Below are 16,028 nucleotides of genomic sequence, written 5' to 3' on the forward strand. Positions count from 1 at the left end.
GCCTTGACTAAAATCCCATGCAGCGCAAGCACCAGGCTTGCATGCATAACAACAAGAAAGGTACTACAGATGAATTCGATTTCCCGCCTCGCCGCTGTCGTTTCCCTCGCCTCGTTGTTTCCTCTCAGTGCTATGGCCGCTGACTCGAAAGGGTCCGTGGAAGTCGTTCACTGGTGGACTTCCGGTGGTGAGAAAGCCGCGGTCGATGTCCTCAAGGCCCAAGTTGAAAAAGACGGTTTCACCTGGAAAGACGGCGCCGTAGCCGGCGGCGGCGGTGCCACCGCCATGACCGTGCTCAAGAGCCGTGCCGTCGCCGGCAACCCTCCGGCCATGGCGCAGGTCAAGGGGCCGGACATCCAGGAATGGGCGTCTACCGGGCTGCTCGACACCGATGTCCTGAAGGGCGCTGCCCAGGAAGAGAAGTGGGACGGCCTGCTCGACAAGAAAGTCTCCGATACCGTGAAGTACAACGGTAACTACGTGGCCGTGCCGGTGAACATCCACCGCGTCAACTGGCTGTGGATCAACCCTGAAGTCTTCAAGAAAGCCGGCATCGAAAAAGCGCCGACCACCCTCCAGGAATTCGACGCTGCCGGCGACAAGCTCAAGGCCGCGGGTTTCATTGCGCTTGCCCACGGCGGTCAGCCTTGGCAGGACAGCACCGTTTTCGAAGCCGTCGTACTCTCGGTCATGGGGGTTGATGGCTACAAGAAAGCCCTGGTCGACCTGGATAACGCGGCCCTGACCGGTCCTGAAATGGTCAAGGCGCTGACCGAGCTGAAGAAAGTCGCGACCTACATGGACGTCGACGGCAAAGGCCAGGACTGGAACCTGGAAGCGGCCAAGGTCATCAACGGCAAGGCCGGCATGCAGGTCATGGGTGACTGGGCCAAGAGCGAGTGGACGGCGGCCAAGAAAGTCGCCGGCAAGGACTACGAATGCGTAGCCTTCCCAGGCACCGAAAAAGCCTTCACCTACAACATCGACTCCCTGGTGGTGTTCAAGCAGAAAGACAAGGGCACCGCGGCGGGCCAGCAGGATATCGCCAAGGTCGTCCTGGGGGATAACTTCCAGAAAGTCTTCAGCATCAACAAGGGCTCGATCCCGGTTCGTAACGACATGCTGAGCGACATGGGCAAATACGGTTTCGACTCCTGCGCCCAGGTCGCCGCCAAGGACTTCCTGGCGGATGCCAAGACCGGCGGCCTGCAGCCGAGCATGGCGCACAACATGGCGACCACGCTGGCCGTGCAAGGGGCGTTCTTTGATGTCGTGACCAACTACATCAACGACCCGAAAGCCGACCCTGTCGATGCCGCCAAGAAACTCGGCGCAGCGGTCAAGTCTGCCAAGTAAATCCTTGGCGTAACACGTAGGCCCCAGCCGCAGTTCGTGTCACTGGAACCTCACCGGGTTTCAGGCACGGCTGTGGCCTGGATCAAACCGATTCAAGTGGATGCTTCCCATGAGTTCTGTTGCTGTGTTCAGCAAGGCCTCGCCGTTCGATGCGTTGCAGCGCTGGCTACCCAAACTGGTGCTGGCGCCCAGCATGTTCATCGTCTTGGTGGGCTTCTATGGCTATATCCTGTGGACGTTCGTACTGTCGTTCACCAACTCGACTTTCCTGCCGACCTACCAATGGGTAGGCCTGGCGCAATACGCACGCTTGTTCGACAACGACCGCTGGTGGGTGGCGAGCAAGAACCTGGCGGTCTTCGGCGGGTTGTTCATTGCTGTCACCCTGGTGATCGGCGTGCTGCTGGCGGTGTTCCTCGACCAGCGCATCCGTCGCGAAGGTTTCATCCGCACCATTTACCTGTACCCGATGGCGCTCTCGATGATCGTCACCGGTACCGCCTGGAAATGGCTGCTCAACCCGGGCATGGGCCTGGACAAGCTGCTGCGTGACTGGGGCTGGGAAGGCTTCCGCCTGGACTGGCTGATCGACCCTGATCGCGTGGTGTATTGCCTGGTGATTGCCGCGGTCTGGCAGGCCTCGGGGTTCATCATGGCGATGTTCCTGGCCGGTCTGCGCGGTGTCGATCAATCGATCATTCGTGCCGCCCAGATCGATGGCGCGAGCATGCCCACGATCTACTGGAAAGTGGTGCTGCCCAGCCTGCGTCCGGTGTTCTTCAGTGCGGTGATGATCCTGGCGCACATCGCGATCAAGAGTTTCGACCTGGTGGCGGCGATGACAGCCGGTGGCCCGGGTTACTCGTCCGACCTGCCCGCCATGTTCATGTATTCGTTCACCTTCAGTCGCGGCCAGATGGGCATGGGCTCGGCCAGTGCGATCCTGATGCTCGGTGCGATTCTCTCGATCATCGTGCCTTACCTGTACTCCGAGCTGAGGGCCAAGCGTCATGACTAGTCTCGCCTACAAACCGTCCATCAGCCTGAGCCGCATTGCCATCTACGCGGTGCTGCTCCTCGCCGTGCTGCTCTATCTGGTACCGCTGGTGGTCATGCTGTTGACCAGCTTCAAGTCGCCGGAAGACATCAGCACCGGCAACCTGCTGAGCTGGCCAACGGTGGTCACCGACATCGGCTGGGTCAAGGCCTGGGGCACGGTCAACGGTTACTTCTGGAACTCGATCAAGATCACCGTTCCGGCGGTCCTGGTCTCCACCGCGATCGGTGCGTTGAACGGCTACGTGTTGTCGATGTGGCGCTTTCGCGGTTCGCAGTTGTTCTTCGGCCTGTTGCTGTTCGGCTGCTTCCTGCCGTTCCAGACCGTGCTGCTGCCGGCCTCGTTCACCCTCGGCAAGATGGGCCTGGCCAGCACCACCACCGGCCTGGTGTTCGTGCATATCGTCTACGGGCTGGCGTTCACCACGCTGTTCTTCCGTAACTACTACGTCAGCATTCCCGATGCGCTGGTGAAGGCGGCACGCCTGGATGGCGCGGGTTTCTTCACCATCTTCCGGCGGATCATTCTGCCGATGTCGACCCCGATCATCATGGTCTGCCTGATCTGGCAGTTCACCCAGATCTGGAACGACTTCCTGTTCGGCGTGGTGTTCTCCAGCGGTGATTCGCAACCGATCACGGTGGCGCTGAACAACCTGGTCAACACCAGTACCGGGGTCAAGGAATACAACGTTGATATGGCAGCGGCGATGATCGCCGGGCTGCCGACCCTGCTGGTCTATGTGGTCGCAGGCAAGTATTTCGTGCGCGGGCTGACGGCCGGCGCGGTCAAGGGGTAATCATGGCAACGCTCGAACTTCGCAATGTAAACAAGACCTACGGCGCCGGCCTGCCGGACACCCTGAAGAACATCGAACTGTCGATCTCGGACGGCGAGTTCCTGATCCTGGTGGGGCCTTCGGGCTGCGGCAAGTCAACGCTGATGAACTGCATCGCGGGCCTGGAGAACATCACCGGCGGCGCGATCATGATCGGTGACCAGGACGTCAGCGGCATGAGCCCGAAGGACCGCGACATCGCCATGGTGTTCCAGTCGTATGCGCTCTACCCGACCATGAGCGTGCGCGAGAACATCGAGTTCGGCCTGAAAATCCGCAAGATGAGCCAGTCGGCCATCGACGAGGAGGTCGCGCGAGTCGCCAAGCTGCTGCAGATCGAGCACTTGCTCAATCGCAAGCCCGGCCAGTTGTCCGGCGGCCAGCAGCAACGGGTCGCCATGGGTCGTGCCCTGGCTCGGCGGCCGAAGATCTACCTGTTCGACGAACCGCTGTCCAACCTCGACGCCAAGCTGCGGGTCGAGATGCGCACCGAAATGAAACTGATGCACCAGCGCCTGAAAACCACCACGGTCTACGTGACCCACGACCAGATCGAAGCCATGACCCTGGGCGACAAGGTGGCGGTGATGAAGGACGGCATCATCCAGCAGTTCGGCACGCCCAAGCAGATCTACAACGATCCGGCAAACCTGTTCGTCGCCAGCTTCATCGGTTCGCCGCCGATGAACTTCATCCCCCTGCGCCTGCAGCGCAAGGACGGCCGCCTGCTGGCCTTGCTCGACAGCGGCCAGGCCCGTTGCGAGTTGCCGATGGGCATGACCGATGCCGGTCTGGAGGACCGTGAAGTGATCCTTGGCATGCGCCCGGAGCAGATCGGCCTGATGCAGGGCGAGTCCAACGGGCTGCCGAGCATCCGTGCCGAGGTGCAGGTCACCGAGCCGACCGGTCCCGACACCCTGGTGTTCGTCAACCTCAACGACACCAAGGTCTGCTGCCGACTGGCGCCGGACGTGGCGCCGCAGGTGGGCGAAACCCTGACCCTGCAATTCGATCCGGCCAAGGTGTTGCTGTTCGACGCCCAGACCGGCGAGCGCCTGGGGGTGGTGGGCAAGCCGCAGGCCCAGGTGCATGCCGACAACGTGGCGCAGTTCAAGGGCCGCTGAAATTCGTAACGCGGGGTTCGCCCCGCGTCGCAGTCGATGTAACCGCGTTAGATAAAGCAGTTAATAACAATAAGACGAGGATGTAGGGATGAAAAAGCGACACGTCAATACCCGCCTGTTCTGCCAATTGTCGGCGGCGGCAACACTGGTCCTGGCTGGCAATGCCATGGCGGCCGACGCTTTCAGCGCCGACTCGAAGTGGATGACCGGCGACTGGGGTGGCGAGCGGACCAAGCTGATCGAGCAAGGTATCGACATCAAGGCGGATTACGTCGGTGAAGTGGGCGGCAACCTGGGCGGCGGCTATAACCACGACAAGACGGCGCGCTACAGTGACCAGTTCGGCCTGGGGGCGGCGCTGGACCTGCAAAAACTGTGGGGCTGGGATAACACCCAGGCCAAGATCGAGCTGACCAACCGCAACGGTCAGAACATCTCCAATGACCGTGTCGGCGATCCGCGTGCCGGCACCCTGAGTTCCTCCATGGAAGTCTACGGTCGTGGCCATATGGTCCGTCTGACCCAATTGTGGATCCAGCATCAGTTCTTCGACAATAAACTGGACGTCAAGGCCGGTTACTTCGGCGAAGGCGAAGACTTCAACACCTTCCCTTGCGACTTCCAGAACCTGTCTTTCTGTGGCTCCCAGGTGGGTAACTATGTCAACACCTGGTTCAACTGGCCCGTCAGCCAGGCCGCCATTCGCGTGAAGTACAACATCACGCCTGAGCTGTATGCGCAGATCGGTGCGTACAACCAGAACCCGTCGCAACTGGAGCACGGCAACGGCTTCAAGCTCAGCGGTAGCGGCACCAAGGGCACCGTCTTGCCGGTCGAACTGGTCTGGTCGCCGAAGGTCAACGACCTGCCGGGCGAATACCGTGTCGGTTACTACAAAAGCGCGGCTCCGGCTAATGACGTGCTCAAGGACGCCAATGGCGGGAATGCCGCAACGACGGGGCAGCCCTATCGTGTCCACGACAGCAAGCACGGTTACTGGTTCGTTGCGCAGCAGCAACTCACCAGCCACAACGGCGACGCTTCCCGCGGTCTGAACATCGCGGCCAACGCGACCTTCCACGACAAGGCCACCAACCTCGTCGACAACTACCAGTCGCTGATGTTCGTGTACAAGGGGCCGTTCGATGCGCGTCCGAAGGATGACGTCGGGATCGGTTTCGCCCGTATCCATGTCAACGAGGACGTGAGGAAAAACGCCGAGTTGCAAAACACCGCCCTTGGCGTCAGCGACTACAACGACCCGCTGTTCTCGCCACTGCGCAACACCGAGTACAACTACGAGATCAACTACGGCTTCCACGTCACCAACTGGCTGACCGTACGTCCCAACCTGCAGTACGTCACCCACCCGGGTGGCGTGAATCAAGTCGACAACGCTGTGGTGGCCGGTCTGAAAATTCAGTCGGTCTTCTAAGGCCTCGGCTGGTAAGCTCTCTCTCTATGTGCGCATCTTGCGGATGGTCCACCAGACCGTCCGCTTTTTTTTGGCGCGCGTTGTAGGAGCAGCTGGTCGACGCTCCTACAGGTGGAAAGATGCAAATGGTTTGGTGATTTCAGGATTCGCGGCACATGCACGAGCAACCGCTACAACGCTTTTTCAAATCCCGGCGCGAACAGCCGATTTTCCAGTGGGAGCGCTTTCAACAGCGCGAGGTGCTGGTGATCGACCATCCGCTGTGCCAGGCGGTGTTCAGCCGCCAGGGCGCGCAATTGCTGCACTTCCAGCCTCGGGGGCAGAAGCCCTGGTTGTGGTGCGCGGCGAAGTGGCCGCAGGTCGGCGCGATTCGCGGTGGAGTGCCGGTGTGCTGGCCCTGGTACGGTCGCCATCCGAGCGAGAACGCCTGGCCGTCCCATGGTTGGGCGCGGTTGATCGACTGGAAACTGCTGGAAAGCAGCAGCGACGAGGAAGGTGTCAGCCTGCACTGGCGTTTGCAGCTGTGCGACTGGCAGGTTGATTTGCATGCTCGCTTGGGCGAGAGCATGGACCTGCGCCTGAGCACCGAGCATCAGGACAGCGAACCGTGCCAGCTGAGCCATGCGTTGCACGCCTATTGGCGTATTGGCGACGTGGGTGAGATAGCGCTGTCTGGGCTTGAGGGCGCACAGGGCTATGACCAGTTGAATCGCCAGGCCTGCCGGCAGGAAGGCGAGTTGCGAGTCGAGGGCGGTTGCCAGCGGGTCTTCCAGCATGAAGGGGAGCTGCACCTCAAGGATCATGCCTGGCAGCGGGAATTGTGCATCGACACCGGCGACAGCGCCGACACCGTGGTCTGGCACCCGGGGCACCGGCCGTTGCTGGGGGTGAGCTGGAGCGAAGTGATGGGGTTCGTCTGTGTCGAGGCCGCCAGTGGCGGCACCGACAGCCTGTGCCTGGCGCCCGGGGAGCGGGCGCATCTGAGTTTGCAGGCACGTGCTTCGGCCTGATCCGTACGGGCCTCAGTTGAACTCGTCGCCCACCGGATAGCGGCTGGCGTTGAGGCTTTCCTTGATCTTGCGCAGGTGCGGCTGGAAATCCACGCCGCGGCGCAGGGTCATGCCGGTGGCCAGGACGTCCAGCACCGTCAACTGGATGATCCGCGAGGTCATTGGCATGTAGATGTCGGTGTCTTCCGGCAGCGGAATGTTCAGGCTCAGGGTACTGGCCTTGGCCAGGGGCGAGCCCGCTGCCGTCAGACCCAGCACCGAAGCGCCGTTCTCCCGGGCGATGCGCGCCACTTCCACCAGTTCCCGCGTGCGTCCGGTGTAGGAAATGATCACGAACAGCTCGCCGGTGTGGGCCACCGACGCGATCATCCGCTGCATCAGCACATCGGCATGGGCGGTGACCGCCAGGTTGAAACGGAAGAACTTGTGCTGGGCATCCAGGGCCACCGGCGCCGAAGCGCCCAGGCCGAAGAAGTGGATCTGCCGGGCCTGGATCAACAGGTCGACGGCACGGCTGATCAGGTTCGGGTCCAGGGCCTGGCAAGCGCTGTCCAGGGAGGCGATGGCGCTGCCGAAGATCTTTTGCGTGTAGGCCTCGGGGTTGTCGTCGGCCTCCACCGCGCGGCTCACGTAGGCGGCGCCGCTGGCCAGGCTCTGGGCCAGTTGCAACTTGAGTTCGGGATAGCCGCTGACACCGAACGAGCGGCAGAAGCGATTGACCGTCGGCTCGCTCACCGAGGCCGCCTGGGCGAGGGCTGCGATGCTGAAACGGGTCGCCTGCTGTGGGTTGAGCAGGATGACTTCGGCGACTTTGCGCTCGGCCTTGTTCAGGTCTTCGAGGCGGCTCTGGATCTGCTCCAGGAGATTTCGCACGCGGTCCATTTTGAGGGTCCTTGATTCGAGACAACTTGGGTTCTGCAAGGCCCGGAACCATGCCCTTGGGCGGTTCCCGGCGGTGGCCTATCCTACTGATGGCGTGTGATGACCACCACTCGGAATCATCATTTTGATAAAATGTTGTGGTTATTACTACATTTTTCCTTGAGTGATGCCTCGAAAAAAGGTATTTATCGCTTAACTTGATAAAAGAACAAACATCATGCCTTCGATAACGGTTGAACCGTGCACCTTTGCCTTGTTCGGCGCCCTGGGCGATCTGGCGCTTCGCAAGCTGTTTCCTGCCTTGTATCACCTTGATGGCGCCGGCCTGCTGCATGCGGACACGCGCATCCTGGCGTTGGCGCGCGAGCCCGGCAGTCCTGCCGAGCACCTGGCGACCATCGAGGAAGAACTGCGGGTCTTTGTCGAGGCCAAGGAGATCGACGAAGCGGTGCTCGAGCGCTTTCTCGCGCGCCTGAGCTATCTGCATGTGGACTTCCTCAAGGCCGACGACTATGTCGCCTTGGCCGAGCAGGCCGGTACCCGCCAGTGCCTGATTGCCTATTTCGCCACGCCGGCCTCGGTCTATGGCGCGATCTGCGAGAACCTGGCCAAGGTCGGCCTGGCGGAAAACACCCGGGTGGTGCTGGAGAAGCCCATCGGTTCGGACCTTGAGTCGTCGCGCAAGGTCAACGACGCCGTGGCGCGGTTCTTCCCGGAAAACCGCACCTATCGCATCGACCACTACCTGGGCAAGGAGACGGTGCAGAACCTGATCGCCCTGCGTTTCGCCAACAGCCTGTTCGAAACCCAGTGGAACCAGAACTACATCTCCCACGTGGAAATCACCGTGGCCGAGAAGGTCGGTATCGAAGGCCGCTGGGGTTACTTCGACAAGGCCGGCCAGCTGCGGGACATGATCCAGAACCACCTGCTGCAACTGCTCTGCCTGATCGCCATGGACCCGCCAGCGGACCTCTCGGCCGACAGCATCCGTGACGAGAAGGTCAAGGTGCTCAAGGCCCTGGCGCCGATCAGTCCGGAAGGCCTGACCACCCAGGTGGTGCGCGGCCAGTACATTGCCGGGCACAGCGAAGGGCACTCGGTGCCGGGTTACCTGGAGGAGGAAAACTCCAACACCCAGAGCGACACCGAAACCTTCGTCGCCCTGCGCGCCGATATCCGCAACTGGCGCTGGGCCGGCGTGCCGTTCTACCTGCGTACCGGCAAGCGCATGCCGCAGAAGCTGTCGCAGATCGTCATCCACTTCAAGGAACCGTCGCACTACATCTTCGCCCCCGAGCAGCGCCTGCAGATCAGCAACAAGCTGATCATCCGCCTGCAACCGGACGAAGGCATTTCCCTGCGGGTGATGACCAAGGAGCAGGGCCTGGACAAGGGCATGCAACTGCGCAGCGGGCCGCTGCAACTGAATTTCTCCGACACCTACCGCAGTGCGCGGATTCCGGACGCCTACGAGCGTCTGCTGCTGGAAGTGATGCACGGCAACCAGAACCTGTTTGTCCGTAAAGATGAAATCGAAGCCGCGTGGAAGTGGTGCGACCAGTTGATCGCCGGCTGGAAGAAATCCGGCGATGCGCCCAAGCCGTACGCGGCGGGGTCCTGGGGACCGATGAGTTCCATTGCACTGATCACGCGGGATGGGAGGTCGTGGTATGGCGATATCTGAATTGAAACTGCCGCAGGGCGTGCAGGTGCATGAATTCCGCACCCCGACCTTGTTGGCCGAGGGCCAGGCCCGGGCGGTTGCCGAGCAATTGCGTGGTGCCATCGCCGCGCGCGGCGTGGCGACCCTGGTGGTGTCCGGCGGGCGCAGCCCGGTGGCGTTCTTCCAGAGCCTGGTGAAACAGGAGCTGGACTGGTCCAAGGTGGTCGTCAGTCTCGCCGACGAGCGCTGGGTGCCGGTGGAGCACGCCGACAGCAATGCCGGTCTGCTCAAGCGCTACCTGCTCCAAGGTCCTGCGGCCAAGGCCCGGTTCATCGGCTTGTACAACGCGGCGGCGAACCTGGAGGCGGCGGCGGAACAGGCCGATGGCCTGCTCGCCGAGCTGCCGGCGATCGACGTGCTGGTCCTGGGCATGGGCGATGACGGTCACACCGCTTCGCTGTTCCCTGGCAGCCCGAACCTGGCGGCGGCTCTGCAAGTGGATGGCAGCCGTCGGGTCTGGCCGATGATGGCGCCGACCGTGCCGCGCCAGCGCCTGAGCATGAGCCGGGCCCTGCTGGCTTCGGCCACCTTCACCGTGCTGGCGATTTCCGGTCAGTCGAAACTCACCACCCTGAATGCCGCGTTGGCTGGCGACAGCCTCGCCACCATGCCAATTCGTGCCTTCCTGCAACCTACCCTGGATATTTACTGGTGCCCATGAGCCAAGGATCCGCTGCTATGACAAAAAATGTCCCGACCGTCTCCATGGCAGACAAGGTCGTCCTGATCGATGAGCTCTGCACCCGTGCACGGATTCTTCCGGTGATCACCATTGCCCGCGAGCAGGACGTGCTGCCGCTGGCCGACGCCCTGGCCGCCGGCGGCCTGACGGCGCTGGAAGTGACCCTGCGCTCGCAGTTCGGCCTCAAGGCCATCCAGATCCTGCGCGAGCAGCGTCCGGAGCTGGTGACCGGCGCCGGTACCGTGCTCGATCGGCAGATGCTGGCGGCGGCGGAGGCGGCGGGTTCGCAGTTCATCGTCACCCCGGGCATTACCCGTGACCTGCTGGAAGCCAGCGTCGACAGTCCGATTCCGTTGCTGCCTGGCATCAGCAATGCCTCGGGGATCATGGAGGGGTATGGCCTGGGCTATCGCCGCTTCAAGCTGTTCCCGGCGGAAGTCAGCGGCGGCGTGGCGGCGATCAAGGCGCTGGGCGGTCCGTTCGGCGAAGTGAAGTTCTGCCCGACCGGCGGTGTCGGCCCGGCCAATATCAAGAGCTACATGGCGTTGAAGAACGTGATGTGCGTGGGTGGCAGCTGGATGCTCGATCCCGAGTGGATCAAGAACGGCGACTGGGCGCGGATCCAGGAGTGCACCGCCGAGGCGCTGGCCTTGCTGGACTGATTCATCGTTACTGAATTCGTTGTGTGTTCTACGGCTTTACGGTGCGCTTGGTCGGCGCACCGTTTTTTTTGCCTGACGAAAAGTGCTGTCACAGCGTTATTGCAGGAGCCGGCTTGCTGGCGATCCCGCGAAGCGGGTCATTCAACCGCTCAACTCGTCCAACGCCCGCACCAGCAACTTCAGGTCCTGCGCCGAATTGGCCAACCCCGGCGTGATCCGGATGCAATGACCATGGGCCGCGCCGTCGCGGACCACGGTAAACAGGTTGTAGTCCGCCAGCAGCCGGTCGGCCATCCGCTGCTGGTCCGGCTCATGCCGAAAACGCAACGAGGTGATGGCGCAATACAGCCTGGGATCATCCGGTGTCAGCACCTCGATGCCCGGCATCCCGCGCGCCTTGCTCACCCAAAGATCGCGCAGGTAATTGAGGCGTGCGCCCTTGGCCACCGAACCGCCGAGTGCCCGATGCTCCTCGAGGACCAGGGGCAAGGTCATCCAGGCCGGAATATTCGGCGTGCCATAGGGCGCGCGGGCGCGGATATCGTCGAGGGGGTAGCGTTCCTCCCCCATGTCCGGGTCGATATCCGCCAGGCGCTTGGGATCGATATAGAGAAAGCCCAGGCTCAGGGGCGCGGCCATCCATTTCTGCAGGTTGAAACCGGCAAACAGGATACCCAGTGCTTCAAGGTTGAAATCGATCTGGCCCAGGGCATGGGCGCCGTCGAGGATCACGTCGATCCCATGCTCCCGGGCCGCGCCCGCGATGGCCTGCACCGGCATCACCAGTCCGCTGCGATGGGTGACATAGGTCAGGGCCATCAGCTTCAGCCGGGGATAACGTTCGAAAGCCTCCTGATAAGTGGCCACCAGGCTGTCGAAACTCACCGGGAAGGGGTGGCTGATCTCGATCAGCTCGACGCCGCGGTGGCGCGCCAGCCAGCGCATGGCACCCAGTACGCTGGGGTATTCCTGGTCGCTGACCAGCAGCTGATCGCCGGGCCGCAGGGCATTGTAGTTGCGGATCAGCGCGTGCAGGCCGTCGCTGGCGCAGCGGGTCAGGGCCACTGACTCCGGAGAGGTGCCCAGCAGATCGGCCAGTTGCGCGCGAATCTCCAGGCTTTCGAGGGTGTCGAAGCGCTGGCGCACATGCACCGAGTTGCTGCGGTTGATGAATTCGATATGGCCTTGGTACGCCGCCACGACGCTGCGGGTCATGCGGCCGAAGTAACCGTTTTCCAGGTTGATCGGGCCGGGCTCGACGTCGTAGCGCGCGGCCACGCCCTGCCAGAAGTGTTCGTCGCGGGCCTGCTCTTCATTCCTTGACATGGCGGTGCTTCTCTCGACAACGGGATCAATGGCGGGGTTTGGGTTTGCCGTGCTTGGCGCGCAACGGATCGAGCAGGTCGGACAAGCCGTTGTGGTCGATCTCCTGCATCAGCGCGAGCAGGCCGCCGAGCTCGCCGTGGGGGAAACCCTGGCGGGCGAACCAGTTCAGGTATGGGCCGGGCAGGTCGGCGATGATCCGCCCCTTGTATTTGCCGAACGGCATCTCGCGGGTGACCAGCAGTTCGAGTGTCTCGGGATTCATGGCAACCTTGTCTTGCGCTGTTCAAGCGTCTTGGAAAATACAGGCGTTCTGCAGGCAGGCCAATGGACAGTTCCTGCCAATAACCGGCATACAGATTTTGCCTGACAGGTTTCGTGCCTGAACAAAAAAACGCCGGTTTATCCGGCGTTTTTTATGCATCAACCGATGCTGATGGCGGGCAGGGTCGGCAGGGTCACCGTCTGTTGCTTGCGCGGGGCGAGGATCTCGGCCTCGCCGTCGACCACCAGCTCATCGCGCTGGTTGAACACGCGGGTGGCGATGCGTACGCGGAATTTCGGCAACTTCTCGAGAATCTCCAGGCGCACGGTCAGGGTGTCGCCGATCTTCACCGGCTTCTGGAACGTCATCTGCTGGCCCAGGTAGATGGTGCCAGGTCCAGGCAGCTCGCAGGCCACCGCGGCGCTGATCAGCGCACCGCTGAACATGCCGTGGGCGATACGCTCCTTGAACATGCTCGCCGCCGCGAACTCGGGGTCCAGGTGCACCGGGTTGTGATCGCCGGACATGGCGGCGAACAACTGGATATCGCGCTCTTCAACGGTCTTGCTGTAGCTGGCGGTCTGGCCGACTTCAAGGGCCTCGTAAGGCGTGTTGGTAACCTGGGTCATCGCAAGGGTGTCCTGTAAGGGTGTTGTTTAAAATCAACCCATTGATTTTAAAGTAAAGAATTTGACTGGTGATCATTCCGCGCGCGAGGGTCGACGATGGGCCAGGGCCTGTTCCAGCCACAGGACCACGTCGTGGGTGACTTCCTCGCGGTTGGTCTCGTTGAACACTTCATGCCGTGCCTGTGGGTAGACGTTCAATTGCAGGTTCTGGCTACCGGCGGCGCGCAAGGCGTCAGCCAGATTCTTGAGACGCTTGCCCTCGCTGACCGGATCACATTCACCGCCCATCACCAGCAGTGGCAGGCCCGGGTCGATCTGCGCCAGGTTCCTGGCCTTGCTGATCTGCTGCAGGCCGCCGAGCAGATCGATCCATAATTGGTTGGTGCAACGGAAGCCGCACAGCGGGTCGTTGACGTACTTGTCCACTTCATTCGGGTCGCGGCTCAGCCAGTCGAAGGCGGTGCGGTTGGGCTTGAAGGCCTTGTTGAACGAGCCGAACGACAGCCAGTTGATCAGCCCGCTGCGCCCGGCGGGGCCCTGGCGCCAGCGTTCGAAGCGGGCAATCGCGCCGGCCGCGCGGTACAGCGCCACCGGTTGGAAATTCGAGCCGCTGAGGATCGCGCCCTGCAAGCTGGCGCTGTGGTGCAGCAGGTAGGCCTGGGCGATGTAGCTGCCCATGCTGTGGCCGAGCAGGATGATCGGCACACCCGGGTGTTGTGCGCCGATGCGCTGGTTGAGGCTGGCCAGGTCACTGACCACCGCGCACCAACCATCCTGGTCGGCATAGTGCCCGAGTATGCCGTGTTCGGCGGTCTTGCCGTGGCCGCGCTGATCGAGGGCGTACACGCCATGGCCGGCCTCGCACAGGGCATCGGCCAGGCGCTCATAGCGACCGCTGTGCTCGGCCATGCCGTGGGACAGCATGATCACGGCTTTCGGCGGGGCATCCGGCAACCAGCGATTGACGTACAGGCGGCTGTGGTCACTCACGGTCAGCCAGAAGGTGTCATGGATCATGGCGGTTCCTTTGCACGGGGGCGAGACGGACATCGGGTGGGGGCACGTTGTCGCCCCATTGTATAGCGCATCCTCGCACAGGAAGCAGACCCTGCTGCGCATTGGCAGCTAGATTCATGATGTTGATGACAGTGTTTGGCATATTTGCCTGATCCGCGTTAACTGCTAACGTCCGCTAAGCACCGCTTTTTTCGCCTTGGCGCGCAGGCGGCCCCGCAGAGGCTCAGGTAAGAGGACAAAAACAATGCAACCTGATTTCTGGAATGACAAACGCCCCACCGGCGTCCCCCTGGATATCGACCGGGGCGCCTACAAGTCGGTGATCGAGGTGTTCGAGCGCTCCTGCAAGAAGTTCGCCGACCGTCCGGCCTTCAGCAACATGGGCGTGACCCTGACCTACGCCGAACTCGAGCGCTACAGCGCGGCCTTCGCCGGTTACCTGCAAAACCACACCGAGCTGCAACCGGGTGATCGGATCGCGGTGCAGTTGCCCAACGTCCTGCATTATCCGATTGCCGTGTTCGGGGCGCTGCGCGCGGGGCTGATCGTGGTCAACACCAATCCGCTGTACACCGTTCGCGAGATGCGCCATCAGTTCAAGGATTCCGGCGCCCGCGCGCTGGTGTACCTGAACCTGTTCGGCCAGCGGGTGCAGGAAGTGCTGCCCGATACGAAGATCGAGTACCTGATCGAAGCGAAGATGGGCGACCTGATGCCCGCCGCCAAGGGCTGGCTGACCAACCTGGTGGTGGACAAGGTGAAGAAGCTGGTCCCGGCCTACGACCTGCCCCAGGCGGCCTCGTTCAAGAGCGCCCTGCGCCTGGGCCGGGGGCACGGCATCCGGCCATTGAGCGTCGGCCTCGAGGATATCGCGGTCTTGCAATACACCGGCGGCACCACCGGCCTGGCCAAGGGCGCGATGCTGACCCACGGCAACCTGGTGGCGAACATGCAGCAGGCCCGCTGCTGCCTGTCCCAGCCGGGGCCCGACGGCCAGCCGCTGCTCAAGGAAGGCCAGGAGGTGATGATCGCGCCGCTGCCGCTGTACCACATCTATGCCTTCACCGCGAACTGCATGTGCATGATGGTCACCGGCAACCACAACGTGCTGATCAGCAACCCGCGGGACATCGGTGGCTTTATCAAGGAGCTGAAGAACTGGCGCTTTTCCGCGCTGCTGGGGCTCAACACCCTGTTCGTGGCCTTGATGGAGCATCCGGATTTCAAGACCCTGGATTTTTCCAGCCTGAAACTCACCAACTCCGGTGGTACCGCGCTGGTCAAGGCCACCGCCGAACGCTGGCAGCAGCTCACCGGCTGTCGCATCACCGAAGGCTACGGGCTGACCGAAACCTCGCCGATCGCCTGCACCAACCCTTATGGCGACAAGGGCCGGTTGGGCACGGTCGGCCTTCCGGTGCCCGGCACCGCCTTGAAGGTCATCGACGACAATGGGGTCGAGCAACCGTTGGGCGAGCGTGGCGAGCTGTGCATCAAGGGGCCGCAGGTCATGAAGGGCTACTGGCAGCAGCCGGAGGCCACCGAACAGGTGCTGGACGCCGAGGGCTGGTTCAAGACCGGCGATATCGCGGTGATCGACCCGGACGGCTTCGTGCGCATCGTCGACCGCAAGAAGGACATGATCATCGTCTCTGGTTTCAACGTGTATCCCAATGAAATCGAAGATGTGGTGATGGCCCATCCGAAGGTCGCCAACTGCGCGGTCATCGGTGTACCGGACGAGCGTTCCGGCGAGGCGGTGAAGTTGTTCGTGGTGGCGCGGGATTCGGGGGTCAGCCTCGAAGAGCTGAAGGCCTACTGCAAGGAAAACTTTACCGGCTACAAGGTGCCCAAGCACATTGTGCTGCGCGATTCCTTGCCGATGACGCCGGTAGGCAAGATCCTGCGGCGGGAGTTGCGCGATATCGCCTAGGCCGGACCTGATGTGGCGCCGCTGAAGGCCTCTTCGCGGCGGTGCGGCGTTCCGACAAGCTCCGCTCCCACAGGAACCGATGTGGGAGC

15 protein-coding genes are annotated in these 16,028 nt (G+C 62.3%); 10 read left to right on the forward strand and 5 right to left on the reverse strand.

The window, feature by feature from the left end; translation table 11 throughout:
• Positions 1-69 precede the first annotated feature (69 nt).
• The 6 genes from NUH87_RS23625 to NUH87_RS23650 all read left to right on the forward strand — a co-directional run bounded on the left by NUH87_RS23625 (position 70) and on the right by NUH87_RS23650 (position 6,820).
• Positions 70-1,356: an ABC transporter substrate-binding protein gene (locus NUH87_RS23625; protein WP_338522898.1), complete on the forward strand. Its 1,287-nt coding sequence runs from the start codon at positions 70-72 to the stop codon at positions 1,354-1,356.
• A 109-nt stretch (positions 1,357-1,465) separates the two neighbouring features.
• A complete protein-coding gene (locus tag NUH87_RS23630; protein WP_040070268.1) occupies positions 1,466-2,374 on the forward strand; it encodes a carbohydrate ABC transporter permease in 909 nt (302 codons plus the stop codon).
• Entirely contained in the window at positions 2,367-3,212 is an 846-nt protein-coding gene (locus NUH87_RS23635) for a carbohydrate ABC transporter permease (RefSeq protein ID WP_040070267.1), read from the forward strand. Before NUH87_RS23630 ends, NUH87_RS23635 begins: the two co-directional genes overlap by 8 nt.
• A 2-nt stretch (positions 3,213-3,214) precedes the next feature.
• Positions 3,215-4,375, forward strand: coding sequence for a sn-glycerol-3-phosphate ABC transporter ATP-binding protein UgpC (locus NUH87_RS23640; RefSeq protein ID WP_338522899.1), 1,161 nt, complete (start codon positions 3,215-3,217; stop codon positions 4,373-4,375).
• A gap of 88 nt (positions 4,376-4,463) precedes the next feature.
• On the forward strand, positions 4,464-5,810 hold the full coding sequence (locus tag NUH87_RS23645) for a carbohydrate porin (protein WP_338522900.1): 1,347 nt from the start codon (positions 4,464-4,466) through the stop codon (positions 5,808-5,810).
• Positions 5,811-5,965: 155 nt separating this feature from the next.
• Positions 5,966-6,820: a D-hexose-6-phosphate mutarotase gene (locus NUH87_RS23650; protein ID WP_338522901.1), complete on the forward strand. Its 855-nt coding sequence runs from the start codon at positions 5,966-5,968 to the stop codon at positions 6,818-6,820.
• 12 nt (positions 6,821-6,832) lie between these two features.
• Here NUH87_RS23650 and NUH87_RS23655 read toward each other — a convergent pair whose 3' ends face one another.
• Complete coding sequence (locus NUH87_RS23655) at positions 6,833-7,693, reverse strand: MurR/RpiR family transcriptional regulator (RefSeq protein WP_177096979.1); 861 nt, start codon at positions 7,691-7,693, stop codon at positions 6,833-6,835.
• Positions 7,694-7,919: 226 nt separating this feature from the next.
• Here NUH87_RS23655 and zwf point away from each other — a divergent pair, with 226 nt between their 5' ends.
• From zwf to NUH87_RS23670, 3 genes are read left to right on the forward strand one after another with little or no spacing between them, the layout of a single operon-like run.
• Complete coding sequence (zwf, locus tag NUH87_RS23660) at positions 7,920-9,389, forward strand: glucose-6-phosphate dehydrogenase (RefSeq protein WP_040070262.1); 1,470 nt, start codon at positions 7,920-7,922, stop codon at positions 9,387-9,389.
• Positions 9,376-10,089 (forward strand): 6-phosphogluconolactonase, encoded by a 714-nt coding sequence (pgl, locus tag NUH87_RS23665; protein ID WP_338522902.1) that lies wholly within the window; start codon positions 9,376-9,378, stop codon positions 10,087-10,089. The genes zwf and pgl overlap by 14 nt, the downstream gene beginning before the upstream one ends.
• Positions 10,090-10,106: 17 nt before the next feature.
• Positions 10,107-10,772 carry a bifunctional 4-hydroxy-2-oxoglutarate aldolase/2-dehydro-3-deoxy-phosphogluconate aldolase gene (locus tag NUH87_RS23670; RefSeq protein WP_338522903.1) on the forward strand — a complete coding sequence of 222 codons (666 nt, stop codon included), beginning with the start codon at positions 10,107-10,109 and terminating at the stop codon, positions 10,770-10,772.
• 141 nt (positions 10,773-10,913) lie between these two features.
• Here NUH87_RS23670 and NUH87_RS23675 read toward each other — a convergent pair whose 3' ends face one another.
• From NUH87_RS23675 to NUH87_RS23690, 4 genes are all read right to left on the reverse strand, one after another.
• On the reverse strand, positions 10,914-12,098 hold the full coding sequence (locus NUH87_RS23675) for an aminotransferase class V-fold PLP-dependent enzyme (RefSeq protein WP_338522904.1): 1,185 nt from the start codon (positions 12,096-12,098) through the stop codon (positions 10,914-10,916).
• Positions 12,099-12,123: 25 nt separating this feature from the next.
• Complete coding sequence (locus NUH87_RS23680; RefSeq protein ID WP_040070258.1) at positions 12,124-12,360, reverse strand: DUF3820 family protein; 237 nt, start codon at positions 12,358-12,360, stop codon at positions 12,124-12,126.
• A 158-nt stretch (positions 12,361-12,518) separates the two neighbouring features.
• Complete coding sequence (locus tag NUH87_RS23685; RefSeq protein ID WP_338522905.1) at positions 12,519-12,989, reverse strand: MaoC family dehydratase; 471 nt, start codon at positions 12,987-12,989, stop codon at positions 12,519-12,521.
• 72 nt (positions 12,990-13,061) lie between these two features.
• Entirely contained in the window at positions 13,062-14,006 is a 945-nt protein-coding gene (locus NUH87_RS23690) for an alpha/beta hydrolase (RefSeq protein WP_338522906.1), read from the reverse strand.
• Positions 14,007-14,250: 244 nt separating this feature from the next.
• Here NUH87_RS23690 and fadD2 point away from each other — a divergent pair, with 244 nt between their 5' ends.
• Positions 14,251-15,939, forward strand: a complete 1,689-nt coding sequence (fadD2, locus tag NUH87_RS23695) for a long-chain-fatty-acid--CoA ligase FadD2 (protein WP_338522907.1) — start codon at positions 14,251-14,253, stop codon at positions 15,937-15,939.
• Positions 15,940-16,028 lie beyond the last annotated feature (89 nt).

It is taken from the genome of Pseudomonas batumici, assembly GCF_036585405.1.
GTDB lineage: Bacteria > Pseudomonadota > Gammaproteobacteria > Pseudomonadales > Pseudomonadaceae > Aquipseudomonas > Aquipseudomonas batumici.

Bases quoted from the DNA above. Each gene is read 5' to 3' on its own strand.
- NUH87_RS23675 (WP_338522904.1), bottom strand. From the start codon at position 12,098: ATGTCAAGGAATGAAGAGCAGGCCCGCGACGAACACTTCTGGCAGGGC.
- fadD2 (WP_338522907.1), top strand. From the start codon at position 14,251: ATGCAACCTGATTTCTGGAATGACAAACGCCCCACCGGCGTCCCCCTG.
- NUH87_RS23635 (WP_040070267.1), top strand. From the start codon at position 2,367: ATGACTAGTCTCGCCTACAAACCGTCCATCAGCCTGAGCCGCATTGCC.
- zwf (WP_040070262.1), top strand. From the start codon at position 7,920: ATGCCTTCGATAACGGTTGAACCGTGCACCTTTGCCTTGTTCGGCGCC.
- NUH87_RS23685 (WP_338522905.1), bottom strand. From the start codon at position 12,989: ATGACCCAGGTTACCAACACGCCTTACGAGGCCCTTGAAGTCGGCCAG.
- NUH87_RS23625 (WP_338522898.1), top strand. From the start codon at position 70: ATGAATTCGATTTCCCGCCTCGCCGCTGTCGTTTCCCTCGCCTCGTTG.
- pgl (WP_338522902.1), top strand. From the start codon at position 9,376: ATGGCGATATCTGAATTGAAACTGCCGCAGGGCGTGCAGGTGCATGAA.
- NUH87_RS23680 (WP_040070258.1), bottom strand. From the start codon at position 12,360: ATGAATCCCGAGACACTCGAACTGCTGGTCACCCGCGAGATGCCGTTC.
- NUH87_RS23690 (WP_338522906.1), bottom strand. From the start codon at position 14,006: ATGATCCATGACACCTTCTGGCTGACCGTGAGTGACCACAGCCGCCTG.
- NUH87_RS23630 (WP_040070268.1), top strand. From the start codon at position 1,466: ATGAGTTCTGTTGCTGTGTTCAGCAAGGCCTCGCCGTTCGATGCGTTG.
- NUH87_RS23650 (WP_338522901.1), top strand. From the start codon at position 5,966: ATGCACGAGCAACCGCTACAACGCTTTTTCAAATCCCGGCGCGAACAG.
- NUH87_RS23640 (WP_338522899.1), top strand. From the start codon at position 3,215: ATGGCAACGCTCGAACTTCGCAATGTAAACAAGACCTACGGCGCCGGC.
- NUH87_RS23670 (WP_338522903.1), top strand. From the start codon at position 10,107: ATGACAAAAAATGTCCCGACCGTCTCCATGGCAGACAAGGTCGTCCTG.
- NUH87_RS23645 (WP_338522900.1), top strand. From the start codon at position 4,464: ATGAAAAAGCGACACGTCAATACCCGCCTGTTCTGCCAATTGTCGGCG.